This is a genomic window from Streptomyces sp. NPDC059452, assembly GCF_042750035.1.
Classification (GTDB): Bacteria; Actinomycetota; Actinomycetes; order Streptomycetales; family Streptomycetaceae; genus Streptomyces.
Window position 1 is genome coordinate 28,259 of the sequence record NZ_JBHYVE010000046.1, and the last position, 12,456, is coordinate 40,714.

The window sequence follows — 12,456 nt, forward strand, 5'->3', positions numbered from 1 at the left end:
GGTGTGGTTCCAAGCCCGAAGCATTCCTGAGCGATGCTGAGGTTTTGATGAGGCCCGCGTACGGTCAGCCCCCGGCGGGCAGGCGCAGCACGAACCGGGCCCCGCCGCGCCGCCCCGGTTCCGTGGTGAGGCTGCCGCCGTGGGCGTGGGCGACCCAGGAGGCGATGGACAGGCCGAGCCCGGTCGAGCCCGAGCCGCTGCGGAACCGGTCGAAGAGCGCGCCCGCCACCTCGGGCGGCAGCCCCGGCCCCGCGTCCTCCACCGTCACCGTCGCCGTGGCCCCATCGCTGCCCACAGTGACCTCCACCTCGGCCCGCTCACCGGGCCGATGGCCGTGGACGAGCGCGTTGCCGACCAGATTGGCCACCGCACGGCGTACGAGATCGGGGTCGGCGACCACCACCACGGCCTGCTCCGCCCGCACCGTCACCGGCTGCCCCTCGGTGGCCGTGTCCTCGACGACGGCCTCCACCAACTGGTCCAGCCGCAGCGGCTCCACCGCGAGGACGGCCGTCCCCGACATCAGCCGGGCCCGGGTGAGCAGCCCGTCGACCAGCGTGCCCATGCCCTCCGCGAGCCGGAGCGTGCGCCGGTGGACGTCGGTGCTGTCGGTCTCGCCGCGCAGCGCGGTCTCGGCGAGCGTCCGCAGCGAGGCCGTCGGGGTACGCAGGTCGTGCGCGGCGTCGGCCAGGAACGACTCCTGCCGGTCCAGCGCCTCCAGCGCCGGCCGGATCGCCCGCCCGGAGAGCAGATGCCCGACCCCGGCCGACAGCAGGACCAGCAGGGCACAGCCGCCGGTCACCACCCAGGTCAGCCGCCGGTGGTCGGCCCGCTGGGCCGAGGCGTCCGCCACGGTCACCAGAACCCCCTGCGGCGGCGCGTCCTCCGCCGCGTCCGGCGGATAGAAGGGCAGGGCGAACATCCGTACCGGCTCACCCTCCGTCGTCCGCGCGTCCCGCGACCGGGGCTCGTCGGCCCGTACGGCGGCCAGGGCGGCCTGTTGTACGGAGGCGGGCGCGAGGGTCAGACAGGGGCGGCGGGGGGCGTGTTCGACGGCCAGCTCCGTGGCGGTGTCCCGTACCGAGAGCAGGAAGAGCGGCGGACACGAGGTCCCCGCGTTGTCGAGCAGCACCTCGGTGTCCAGCCGGCCGTCCTCGTCGGTCTCCAGCAGACCCAGCGCCCAGTTGGTGTCGGCGCTCATCGACTGATCCAGCTGTTCGCGCCAGCGCACGCCGTCGCTGCGCACCGCCAGAGCGGCCATCGCGACCAGCCCCACCGCACTGGTCAGCGCGAACAGCACGGTGATGCGGCGGCGCAGCCTCCGTACGCGCGCGGTCGGCGTCAACGTACGGGACGAGCGGAAGGGGTTGCGTACGACCCTCACCGGGCGGACCCGGCGGCCAGACGGTAGCCGACCCCGCGCACGGTGTGGACCATCGGAGGGTCGCCGAGCTTCCGCCGCAGCTGCGAGATCAGCACCTCCAGGACGTTCGACTGCGGCTCCGCCATCTCGTCCCAGCAGCTCTCGATCAGCTCCGCCCGGCCCACCGCCTGATCGGCACGGGTGGCCAGCACCTCCAGTACGGCGAACTCCCGGCGGGTGAAGGTCAGCAGGACACCCGCCCGGCGCACCTGACGCCGGGCGGTGTCGATCTCCACGTCCCCGACCCGCAGCACCGGCGGGCTCACATCCGGGGCGCGGCGGCACAGACTGCGCACCCGGGCCACCAGCTCCGGCACGGCGAACGGCTTGACCAGATAGTCGTCGCCGCCCCGGGCGAAGCCCTCGACGCGGTCGGCCACGGTGTCCCGGGCGGTGAGGAACAGCACCGGAACGGCCCGCCCGCCCCGCCGCAGCTCCTCCACATAGGCGGCGGCGTCCCCCGACGGCAGCATCCGGTCGAAGACCACACAGTCGTACGCGGTGACGAACAGGGCCTCGTCGGCCTGCGGCAGATCGACGGCCTCGTCGACCGCGAGACCGGCCGCACGCAGCGCGGCGGCCACCCCGAACCGGAGGTTGGTGTCGTCCTCGACCAGCAGCACTCTCACGGCGACACCCTAGTTGAGCTGCGGCGCGCCCGCGTTCAGCGGTCTACCCGCCCGGCACCCGCCCCTCAGGGAGGAACAGCACCGAGTTGATGTACCGCTCACGCCGGGGCAACGCCCGGCGCAGCAGCCCCTGGTGGACGAGGTGCTCCGTCCTCGCCTGGTGGCCCGGCAGGTCGAAGCCGGTCAGCGGGATCCAGCTCCGCCCGGCCAGCACCCACCCCGCGTACCCCTGACCGGTGAGCAGGGCGACCGCCGGAGCGATCGGGCCGAGCCTGCTCTCCAGCTCGACGAGCAGCGCCGGGCGGTCCCGCCGCAGCAGCTCCTCCGCACCCCGCAGCGCGGCCACCTCGGCGCCGTCCACGTCCATCTTCACGAAGCCGACCCCGTGCAGGCCGAGGCTGTCGATGGTGAGGGACTCCACCTCGACGCTGTGCGCGTGGATGTCACGGCGCTCCAGCGAGGAGACCCCCCGGTCGCCCCGGTCGCCCGCCGGGAACCAGAGCCGCGCCGTACCGGGCCCGTCGGTCGCCGCCCCCTGCACCACCCGGGCGTTGGACGGCAGCGTACGGCGCAGATGGTCGGCCAGATGCGGTACGGGCTCGACGGTGACGACCTTCGCGCAGCGCCGGGCCAGTCGGCGCGACCAGGGGCCGTACCAGCCGCCGATGTCCACGGCGGTGGTGCCGGGCGGGCAGAAGTCGGCGAGCCGGCGCAGCTCCGGCTCGAAGCGCGGGTAGAGGGCGACGGCGGCGGCGGCGACCAGGCCGGTGGGCAGCCGGGACGCCACCGCCGCGGCGAACGTGGTCACGCGGCCGAGACCTTGAGGTGGGCGAGGTACCTCTCGTGGGCCTCGGCGTCGACCTTGCGCCCCGAGGAGGGCAGCAGCTGCGGTATGCCGTCCAGGATGGGGTAACTCAGCCGCAGCCGGGGGTTGTAGAGCGCCTCCTCGTCGGTCAGCAGGGCCAGCGGGCCCTTGTCGAGCGGGCAGGCCAGGATGGTGAGCAGCGGGTCGTCGGGGTTCATTCGGGGGCTCCCTCGGGGTGGGGGTGGACTTCAGGACACGGGTCGATGGGCCGGGGTCAGGACGGGACCGCCTCCACGGGAGGGTCGTGGCGGGGCATGGCCAGCAGGACGGTCAGGGCCAGCGCCGTGCCGGCCACCCGCAGGGCCAGCAGCAGCGGATCGTCGGGAAGGGACTCGCCGAAGGCGAACGTCCCGAGGACCGCGGTGAACAGACAGGTCACCGTGGTGCACACGGGCACGATGAGGGAGGCCCGGCAGCGTTGCAGGGCCGTCTGGGACATGACGAGACCGGCCACGGCGGTGAAGAGCAGCAGATACGGGTAGGGCGAGCCGAACAGCGAACGGGCCGCCTCCCCGAGGTCGGTGGTGGTCAGACGGCTGGAGACGCCCTTGACGGCCAGGGTGCTGACGCCGTACAGCAGCCCGACCGCGACCCCGTAGCCGATGCCGCTGGTCGGCACCCGGTGGCGCTGGTTCGCCCGGCGCTCCACCCGTACGTAGAGCCAGACGCCCGCCGCCAGCGCCGGGAGGCAGACCAGCAGCACCAGCGTCCAGGGGGCGCCGCCGCTCACCTGGTCCTCGCCCTCGCGGATCGAGGCGACGACCATCAGCAGCGCCACCAGGACCCCGCCCAGCGCATAGCGTTCGCGGCCGGTCGACTCCTCGCCCAGGACGACCGAGGAGAGCAGCAGGAGCAGCACCAGGCCGGAGACGAAGATGCCCTGCGCCGCCGCGATCGGCAGCGCCCGGTAGACGATCAGCTGGGCGCCGAAACCGGCCGCCAGCGCCAGCGCGCCCACGATCCACAGCGGGCTGGTGAGCAGGGTGAGGATCACCCGCACGGGATTGCCTGCGGAGAGCGCGGGCAGGTTGCCCAGCGCCCGCTTCTCCAGCACGAAGCCCACGCTGTACAGCAGGTTGGCCACCAGTGCGGCCCCCACACCCCACCACATCGTCCTATCGCCGCCGAGCGTGGGCCAGCAGGATGGACGCCGCACCGGGCACCGCGCACGCCGCCCGGTCGAGCAGCCGCAGCGGGCGCGGCACCCCGTGGAAGGGGGCGCCCGTGATTCTCACGTCCTCGAAGCCGGAGGCCGTCAGGAACGAGCGCAGCGCGCGGGCGGTGTACAGCCGCAGATGGCCCACCACCTCGGTGCCGGGGCGGCCGTGGATACCACGCAGGCTCACCTCGGAGAACACCGGCTGCACCCCGGCCAGCAGCAGCGCCCGGTTGTACCAGGCGGCCAGGTTCGGGGTGGAGAGCATGAGGTGGCCGCCGGGCTTCAGGATCCGCCGCAGCTCGTCCAGCGCCTGGTCCGGGTCGACCAGGTGCTCCAGGATCTCGCTGAACAGCACCGCGTCCGCGCACCCGTCGGCGAGCGGCAGCCCGCCGTGTTCCAGCTCGCCCCGGACCACCGCCCCCATCCGGGGCCGGGCCCGGCGCAGCGCGTCCTGCGACCAGTCGACGCCGATCAGCCGGTGCCCGGCGAGGATCGGCGCGGCGGTCGCGGCGGCCGTCCCGTCGCCGCACCCGACGTCCACGATGACCTGGCCCGGCGCTTTGAGGGCATCGGCCAGCAGCCGTGCCTGGCGCCGGGTGCGCCCGTCGCCGGACGCCACCGGGACGGCCGGGTTCTCGTAGAAGTCCCGCAGGCCGGGCGGGGGAGAAACGGTGCCGGTCACGGCGCCTCCGAGGATGTCGCGGCCAGATGACGGGTGAACAGGGCGAGCAGCGCCGCGCCGTCCTCGTCACCCAGCAGGGTGCGCGACCAGCGCAGGGCCAGGTGGAGCCGGCCGCCCGTGGACGCGGTGGTGAACGTCAGCCCCCTCGGGAGCCGGGCGGGCGCGGACATCCACAGGGCGGTGGACCTCCCCGCCTCGCCGAAGTCCAGCGGGTACGGGATGCGGCCGAGGTTGCTGAGCAGGGTCGTGGAGGTCCACGGCCCTGCCAGCACCCGCAGCCCCCGGGTGTACGCCGCACGCGCGGCGACCGGCAGCAGCGGGGTGGTCAGCAGCGAGGCCGAGCGGCCCAGTTGCGGACGCGGCCGCGCCTTCAGGGCGCGGGTGCGCTCGGCGGTCAGGCGCAGCAGGGCGGCGATGTCCGTGCCGGACGCCACCTCCGCCGCCTCGAAGCCGACCTCGACCAGCCGGGTCCCGTTGCCGATGGGCATCTGAGGCCCCCGGGTGCGGTCGTCGACCGGCATGGTGATCCGCAGCGGCCGCTCGGCCGCCCCGCGCTGCCGGTTCCACTCGGCCACCGTGAGCGCGGTGGCCACCATCAACTGGTCGTTGACCGTGTAGGGCGCACCGGACTCCCGCCGGGGCACCGGCAGTTCGGCCAGCAGCTGAGCGTTGCCGGGCACCTTTCCCGGGGTCGTGCCCGCCGCCACCCGGGCCGGCCGGGCCAGGGCCGTCGGCCCGGTGCTCCGGGGCGGCGGCGCGAAGGCCGGGCGGGCGGGGGCGGACGCGGGGGGAGCGGCCTGCCCGCTGTAGATCTCGGCGGCGGTGGCCGCCAGCCGCAGACAGGCGGGCCCGTCCAGCGCGGTGTGGTTCACGCTGAACACCAGCACACACCCCTCCCTCTCCGGCTCCTCGACCACATCGACCCGCAGCGGAGGAGAGACGGTGAGCGGCGGGGCGGCGCCGAGCGACCCCGCCCGCGCCCGGTCGAGTGCACCGGGCGCGGCCGGGAGGAAGGTGACCGGTTCCCGGTCGGCGCCGTCCGTCAGCTCCCACTCGTACCGCCGGGCGAAGCGGCCGCGCGGCGACTCCCGCATCAGCGCCCGGGGGTGGCGGGCCAGCGAGGCGGCGAACGCGGAGCGCAGCCGGTCCTCCTCGACCCGGCCGGGCAGATGCACCTCGATGTGTACGGTGCTCGGCTCGGCGTCCTGGGCGCAGTGCCGGTCCACCTCGTCGACGACGGGGAACGGCACCCGGGGCAGCCGCCCGGCCGCAGGACGCGGCCGGGCGGGCTGGACGGCGGTCATCAGCTGCTTCCTCCGCCGCCATGACCCTGGGTGGGCGGGTCGGTGTGCGGCCTCTTCGCGTCGGCGGAGAGGGTCCGGCCGGACGGTGGCGCGGGCTGCGCCGGAACCGTACGACCGTCGCCGCCCGCTGCCACGGGCTCGCTGCCGCCTTCGTACCCGGCCGAGGGCTCCGTACCGCCGTCGTACCCGGCCCCGGCCGAGGGCTCCGTGCCCCGGCCCGCCGCCCGTCGGCCCCGGACCGGGGCGGACCCCACCGAGACCAGTGCGGCGAACAGGGCGATCAGCGCGAGGAGTTGAGCCGTCGGGCCGAAGGCACCCTCTCCCGTGGTGATGTGGCTTCCGGTGCCCACGGCCACGACCACCCCGGCCCCGGCCATCGCCGCGAAGGCGACCGGTGCGAGCAGGGACGGGCGGAAGTGGGCGAGCACGGCGAGGACGGGCACCACCAGGGCGACCGGTCCCGCGATCACGATGCCCACCAGGGTCAGCGCCACCGTGCCCAGGATCAGCCCGGGAGCCGGCGGTGCGGGCTGCTCCTCGGCCTCGTACGGAGCGGCGCCCCGGCGGCGTACGAAGGCGAGCCCGGCGAGGACGAGGAGGAACACCCCGCCCCCGATCAGACCGGCCTGGTAGATCCGCGCGGGCTCGTACTCCAGGGTGACCTTGCCACCCTCGCCCTCGGGGACCAGCCACGCCTGCTGCCAGCCGTCGATCCGCAGCGGCGTCAGCTCCTTGCCGTCCAGCGTGGCCTTCCAGCCCTTGTTGTGGTTCTCGTGGAGCTGGAGGTACGAGGCCTCCCCGGCGCCGACCGTCAGCGTGCGCCGGTCGCCGTCGCTCTTCTCGACGTCGACCGTCCGGGCGGTGGCCGCCGGGATCTCGGTCCCGCCCTTGCTGAGCGTGACATCGGTGACGGCGAGCGGACCGGCGTCACCGGCCTCCACGGTCTGGCTCGACGCGCCCAGCTCCACCTTGCTCTGCTCGGTGCAGAGCGAGACGGCGACGGGCCGCCGCTGCGTCAGGTCGCTGATCCGGCCCTCGGCCTTCGTCTCCATGAACGTGCCGTTGACGGAGATCACCGGCCCCTGGCCGCAGCGCAGGCTGAACGTCTTCTCCGGGTCGGGCTGCGGTGAGGCGAACTCCTTCAGCGCGGGGATGTGGACCTCGCTCAGTCCGACCGGCAGCTGCAACTGGTCACCGGCGAACGGGTTGTGCACGGTGAGCGGTGCCGTGCGCGAGATGGTGATGTCCATCCGGTCGGTGTCGATGGCCGGGAAGCGGGCCATGCCGTTGTCGTCCACCGTCGCCACGGCCAGGCCGTCCGGCGAGGTGATCTGCACCTGCTCGGGCCGGGTGGAGAGCCCGCCGGCCGCCACGAACACGATCTCGCTGATCTTCTTCTTCTTGGGCCAGGACAGACGCAGTACGGGGCGGTCGCCCGCGATCCACGCCGTGGTGAGGTCGCCGTCCGTCAGATTCCGCGCGCTGAGGTTGGTGCCCAGCCGCGCCGTGGAGTCGGCACTCACCAGGATCTGCTTCTTCTTGCCCGTCAGCTCGAACAGCAGCTTGTCGAGGGCATCACCCGGTACGGGCAGTGCGCTCGCGGCGACCGTGTACTCCCCGGCCTCCGCCGGGGTGAACTGGCGGTGCAGCCCGGTCTCGGCGGCCACGGCGGAGAGCCCGCCGGGGTCGCTGCCGCGCTTCAGCGAGTAGACCGAGGAGTCGGCACCCTCCTTCGGCGCGTCGGAGGGCAGCTCCAGCATCCGGGTGACCTGCACCCCGGGGACGGCGATATCGCTGAACCCGGCGCCGGTGAGACCGGGGCGTCCCTGCTGGGACTTGAGGATCGTCACCTTCAGCCACTGGGCGGGCCCGGCGGGCGCCGCCACCTCCTGCGGGGAGCCGTCGGGGCGGAGCGGACTGTCCTTGTAACCGCGGTCCGTCTCGACCCGTACCTCGGTCGCCGCCGCCCGTACGTTGTTGCTGGACAGCGGGGTGAGCTGCAACGCGTCCGGAAGCTCCTTCGTACCGGAGAAGTCGATCCGTACCCACTCGCCCTTGGAGGATTCCGGGGACCCCTCCGCCCAGGCGGTGTCCGGATTGCCGTCGAAGGCGTTGGCCGGGTCGTACTGCGGCAGGTGGAACAGCCAGTTGCCGATGGACGAGGCACTGACCGACTTCGCGCCCCGCAGGACGGCCGTGGTCTGGTGCTCCTTGCCGGAGGTCGGCAGGATCTGGCGGGGCTGGGCCCCCGGGTCCTGCGCGGACTCCGGCGCGTTCCGCTCGTCGGCCGTATAGGTGTGTGACGTATTGGTGTTGACCAGGCCGAACCGGGTGTCGGCGCGGCGCAGCCCGTCGCCCGCCGCGTAGAGCGACGGCTTCCCCACGCCCGGGTGGGCGTCACCGGCCAGCACGGTGGGCCGGCCTTCCAGGGCACCGCTCGCGGCGAGCGGCAGCAGGGACTCCGGCCCGCCGCTGACGACGGCGGTCGAGGAGACGGGGGCGATACCCGCCCGCCCGGGACGTTCGGTGCCGGTGGGCGGCTCGTAGATCTCCACCGCCTTCTGGCGCGGGTAGAGGCCCTCGATCTGGATCGGCGTGTCGGCGGCTATGCGGCCGCCGGTCATCACCGGTCCGAAGCCGGTGACCCGCTGGTAGCCGGACGCCTCCAGGGTGCGCTTGACCGTGGTGGTGGGGACGTACCCCAGCTGGTCCGGGTCCAGGTCGTTGCGGACCACGACGTAGTGCAGCCCCGCCCGGCCCAGGTACTCGCTCAGCCCCGGCACCTGGCCCCCGGACGTCAGCGCCTGCTCGACGGCGTCCATCGCGCGCCGGTTGCCCGGCGTCCCGAAGGGCACGTAGTCGCGCTGCCCGTACGGCGTGTCGGCCAGCACGTCCAGCGGCTGGTCGATGGGGGAGCCCCAGGTGTAGAGGCCGTGCGCGGTCGCCGGGACCACCAGGGCCCGGTCGTCCGGCGAGTTCTTCTTCAGCCAGCCCGCCGTCCTCTTCCAGTGGTCGGGGACCTTCTCGAACGAACCCGGTTGCAGGATCGACCCGTTGACGTACGGCCAGGCCAGTCCCGGCAGCACGAGCACGGCGGCGATCACCGGAGCCAGCCGGCGCACCCGGACCGGTACGCGGTCCTCGCGCCCCGCCCGCACCGAGGCGACGGCGGCGATGTGAGCCAGACCCAGTGCCAGGGCCAGCCCCAGACCGGTCTGGAACTTGTAGATGTTCCGGAACGGCACGAGCCAGCCGTCCAGCCAGCCCTGCACGGTCCCGTGGAAGAGACCGCCCAGCGCACCCCCGTACCCGGCGAGCGTGACGAGCGCGACGGAGAGCACGGTCAGCACCAGCCAGCGGCGCTCCGGCAGATCGCGCCGGGCCAGACCGGCCAGACCCAGGGCGGCGGCCAGCGCCGAGCCCAGGATGGTGACGGTCGCCGTGGCGACGGTCCACCCGGCGGGCAGCCACGCCTCACCGAAGTTCAGATAGCCGACCCAGTTCCCGGCGCCGCGCAGCATTTCGGCCGCCGACATGGTCGTCGTCGTGGTGTACGAGGACTCCACGTACGGCATGAAGTTCTCGCCGTAGATGCCGAGCAGCAGCAGCGGAACGATCCACCAGGCGGTCGCGAGGATCACGCCCGGGATCCACCAGAGCAGCAGCGCCCGCTTGCGCGCCCCGCCCGGCCGGGTCAGCAGATAGAGCCCGACCGGCAGCAGCGAGGCCAGCGTGGACGCCGCGTTCACCCCGCCCATCAGCGGGATCAGCAGCGCGGAACGGGCGGCGGCGATACGCGGCGCCAGACGGGGGTCCGTCAGCGGCAGCAGCACCCACGGCAGCATCGCGCCGGGCAGCGCGGCGGCGGAGGTCGAGCCCACCACGATGGTGTACGTCGGCCACAGCGCGTACACGAGGGCGCCGAGCAGCCGGGTGGCCGAGGAGCCCACGCGCAGCCGCTCCGCCAGCCGCAGCGCGCCCCAGAAGGCGGTCGCCACGATCAGCGAGAGCCACAGCCGCTCCGCGAGCCAGGTGGGCACCTTCAGCACGTCGGCCAGGCCGTAGTACGGCAGCATCGGCATGAGGTAGCCGATGTACTGGTCCGTGATCCCGCCGAACCCGTTGCGGCTCTGCCACAGCTCGCTCAGGTCGCCGAGGAACCGCCGGGGGTCCACGACGACCCCGAGCTTGGTGTCGAACGTCATGCGCCCCGGCGACACCGCCAGGAACGCCACGAACACCGTGGCCCAGAACCCCAGCAGCCAGCGCCGTGAACGGGGCGCCGGATCGTCGGCCGGTCTCGCGGACGACGGATCGCCGCCGTCCGGGGACTGGTGGGGTGGGAGGTGGACTGCGCTGGTCATGAACACCGCCGGAGAATGAGGAGGAGGTTCCAGGTGGCGAATTCCCGCAGTCCGGGCACCCGGGTAACAAGTTCGGGCAGGACCGGCCAGTACCGCGACCGTGCGGACACCACGTCCACATCGGTGCGGCCCCGCACGTGGCGCAGCGTCGGGCCGACGCCGATCCTGAAGAGGTTCTCGCCGAGGCGGTGCTTGGCCGGGTGGCCCGTGCGCCGCTCGTAGCGGGCGCGGGCGCGCTCGGCTCCGGCGTAGTGCCAGGGGGCCCACTCGTGGCCGCCCCACGGCGAGTACCAGTTGGTGAACGAGACGTAGATCAGCCCGCCGGGGCGGGTGACGCGCGCCATCTCGCTGAGAAAGGTGTGCGGGTCGGCGACATGCTCCAGCACGTTGGAGGAGAAGGCGACATCGGCCGCCCCGTCCGCCAGCGGCAGCAGATAGCCGTCGGCGACGACGGTGTCCCGCGGCTCCCGCGACCCCTGCGGCCGCAGGTCACTCAGCTCCCCGCGGTCCGGCTCGAAGAGATAGCTCTGCGCGCCGCGCCGCCGGAACTCCTGGGTGAAGTAGCCGTTGCCGCCGCCGATGTCCACGACGAGCTTCCCCTCCAGGGGCAGGTGCCGCTCGACCTGGTCCGCCGCGTCCCTGGCCAGCAGGGTGTACGCGGTGACCGGGTCCTCCTTCTCGCGCAGGAGGGCGCGGAACAGGGTGAGGGAGCGGCGGAAGGACGGGTCTTTCACGAGCCGGCACCCGCCGGCCGGGACCGTGTACCGCTGGTCGCCTCGGCGGCCACGGCCTCGAACTGGTCCACGCTGCTGCTCCACCGGTAGGCCGCCGCACGCTCGCGCGCCGCCTTGCCCATCGCCTCGCGGCGCTCCTCGTCCAGCGCCAGTGCACACCAGGCCGCGGCGAAGGACGACTCGCCCCGGGCGAGGACGCCCGTGACGCCGTCCTCGACGGAGTCGCGCAGTCCGGGGACGTCGAAGCCGAGGGTCGGCGTCGAGCGGGTGCCGGCCTCCGTGACGACCAGGCCCCACCCCTCGACGGCCGCCGGGTGCAGCAGCATCCAGGAGGCGCACAGAAGCCGGTGCTTCTCCTCCTCGGACACATGCCCGGCGAACTCCACCCCGGGACCGGCGAGCCGTTCCAGCTTCTCCCGCTCGGGGCCGTCACCGACGATCACGAGCCGGCCACCGGTGACCGGCCGCACCCGCTCCCAGAGCTGGAGCAGCAGATCGATGCGCTTGTAGTCGACCAGCCGGCCGAGCGCGAGGAACAACGGGGTCGCCGACCGTTCGCTCTGCGGGCGCGGCTCCTGGACGCCGTTGTTCACCAGCCGTATGCGCTCGTCCGGAACGCCCAGCTCACGCAGGGCGCCCGCGGTGGACGGCGAGACGGCGATCATCAGATGGTCCCGGTAGGCCCGGGACAGGGCCCAGTGTTCGAGCTGCCGCCCGGCGCGGGCCACCGGCGCCGGGAATCGCATCTCCCACAGATCGGTGTGGACATGGTTGACCAGGCACACGGTCGGACCCCGGTGCCACAGGGGAGCCAGGTACGGCATGCCGTTGCAGACCTCCACCAGCAGGTCGCAGCTGCCGACCTGCCGGGCGAACGCGGAGCGCGCGCCGAGGTAGTGCCCCAGCGTGGAGCCCGCGGAGACGACCCGGTAGGGCCGGCGTGCGGCCTGGCCGCCGCAGAGGAGGGTGACGTCATGGCCTCGTTCGGTGAGGCCGAGGGCGAGCTGGTCGACGAGCAGCTCGGAACCGCCTGCGGCGGGATTGCCCAGATCGCGGTGGGCGAGGAAGACGATGCGTCTCGGGGAGGCGGAAACCCTGGGGGAGACCTGGCCCTGACCCTGTGGCGCGGCTGCGTCGAGCAGCGGGGAAGGAACGTGCTGGGGCATGGGCGCTCCAACTCGGCTCGGTGTGCTGGGGACGTGGGGCGGGGGCTGGGAGAACACGGAGAAGGGATGAAGAGAGGCGAGGGTGGATGAGAGGTGATGAGAAGGGGCGAGCGGGGCGAAAAGGGGAGGG

10 protein-coding genes are annotated in these 12,456 nt (G+C 73.6%); all 10 read right to left on the bottom strand.

What is annotated here, in order from left to right; genetic code table 11:
- Positions 1 to 64 precede the first annotated feature (64 nt).
- The 10 genes from ACFW9Z_RS34565 to ACFW9Z_RS34610 are packed head-to-tail and all read right to left on the bottom strand — an operon-like array spanning position 65 to position 12,326.
- Entirely contained in the window at positions 65 to 1,384 is a 1,320-nt protein-coding gene (locus tag ACFW9Z_RS34565; protein ID WP_384647336.1) for a sensor histidine kinase, read from the bottom strand.
- Positions 1,381 to 2,046 (bottom strand): winged helix-turn-helix domain-containing protein, encoded by a 666-nt coding sequence (locus ACFW9Z_RS34570; protein ID WP_384647354.1) that lies wholly within the window; start codon positions 2,044 to 2,046, stop codon positions 1,381 to 1,383. The genes ACFW9Z_RS34565 and ACFW9Z_RS34570 overlap by 4 nt, the downstream gene beginning before the upstream one ends.
- A gap of 49 nt (positions 2,047 to 2,095) precedes the next feature.
- Positions 2,096 to 2,860 (bottom strand): FkbM family methyltransferase, encoded by a 765-nt coding sequence (locus tag ACFW9Z_RS34575; protein ID WP_384647338.1) that lies wholly within the window; start codon positions 2,858 to 2,860, stop codon positions 2,096 to 2,098.
- Complete coding sequence (locus ACFW9Z_RS34580; protein ID WP_384647340.1) at positions 2,857 to 3,075, bottom strand: Trm112 family protein; 219 nt, start codon at positions 3,073 to 3,075, stop codon at positions 2,857 to 2,859. The genes ACFW9Z_RS34575 and ACFW9Z_RS34580 overlap by 4 nt, the downstream gene beginning before the upstream one ends.
- Before the next feature lie 56 nt (positions 3,076 to 3,131).
- Positions 3,132 to 4,028 carry a hypothetical protein gene (locus tag ACFW9Z_RS34585; protein ID WP_384647342.1) on the bottom strand — a complete coding sequence of 299 codons (897 nt, stop codon included), beginning with the start codon at positions 4,026 to 4,028 and terminating at the stop codon, positions 3,132 to 3,134.
- A gap of 4 nt (positions 4,029 to 4,032) precedes the next feature.
- A complete protein-coding gene (locus ACFW9Z_RS34590) occupies positions 4,033 to 4,758 on the bottom strand; it encodes a class I SAM-dependent methyltransferase (RefSeq protein WP_384647344.1) in 726 nt (241 codons plus the stop codon).
- Positions 4,755 to 6,062 (bottom strand): condensation protein, encoded by a 1,308-nt coding sequence (locus ACFW9Z_RS34595; RefSeq protein ID WP_384647346.1) that lies wholly within the window; start codon positions 6,060 to 6,062, stop codon positions 4,755 to 4,757. The genes ACFW9Z_RS34590 and ACFW9Z_RS34595 overlap by 4 nt, the downstream gene beginning before the upstream one ends.
- Complete coding sequence (locus tag ACFW9Z_RS34600) at positions 6,062 to 10,426, bottom strand: alpha-(1->3)-arabinofuranosyltransferase family protein (protein WP_384647348.1); 4,365 nt, start codon at positions 10,424 to 10,426, stop codon at positions 6,062 to 6,064. Before ACFW9Z_RS34600 ends, ACFW9Z_RS34595 begins: the two co-directional genes overlap by 1 nt.
- Entirely contained in the window at positions 10,423 to 11,160 is a 738-nt protein-coding gene (locus ACFW9Z_RS34605; RefSeq protein WP_384647350.1) for a class I SAM-dependent methyltransferase, read from the bottom strand. The genes ACFW9Z_RS34600 and ACFW9Z_RS34605 overlap by 4 nt, the downstream gene beginning before the upstream one ends.
- Positions 11,157 to 12,326, bottom strand: coding sequence for a glycosyltransferase family 4 protein (locus ACFW9Z_RS34610; protein ID WP_384647352.1), 1,170 nt, complete (start codon positions 12,324 to 12,326; stop codon positions 11,157 to 11,159). Before ACFW9Z_RS34610 ends, ACFW9Z_RS34605 begins: the two co-directional genes overlap by 4 nt.
- Between the last annotated feature and the right edge of the window lie 130 nt (positions 12,327 to 12,456).

Coding starts and splice junctions, on each gene's coding strand:
- ACFW9Z_RS34595 (WP_384647346.1), bottom strand. CDS start 6,062: ATGACCGCCGTCCAGCCCGCCCGGCCGCGTCCTGCGGCCGGGCGGCTG.
- ACFW9Z_RS34600 (WP_384647348.1), bottom strand. CDS start 10,426: ATGACCAGCGCAGTCCACCTCCCACCCCACCAGTCCCCGGACGGCGGC.
- ACFW9Z_RS34585 (WP_384647342.1), bottom strand. CDS start 4,028: ATGTGGTGGGGTGTGGGGGCCGCACTGGTGGCCAACCTGCTGTACAGC.
- ACFW9Z_RS34580 (WP_384647340.1), bottom strand. CDS start 3,075: ATGAACCCCGACGACCCGCTGCTCACCATCCTGGCCTGCCCGCTCGAC.
- ACFW9Z_RS34610 (WP_384647352.1), bottom strand. CDS start 12,326: ATGCCCCAGCACGTTCCTTCCCCGCTGCTCGACGCAGCCGCGCCACAG.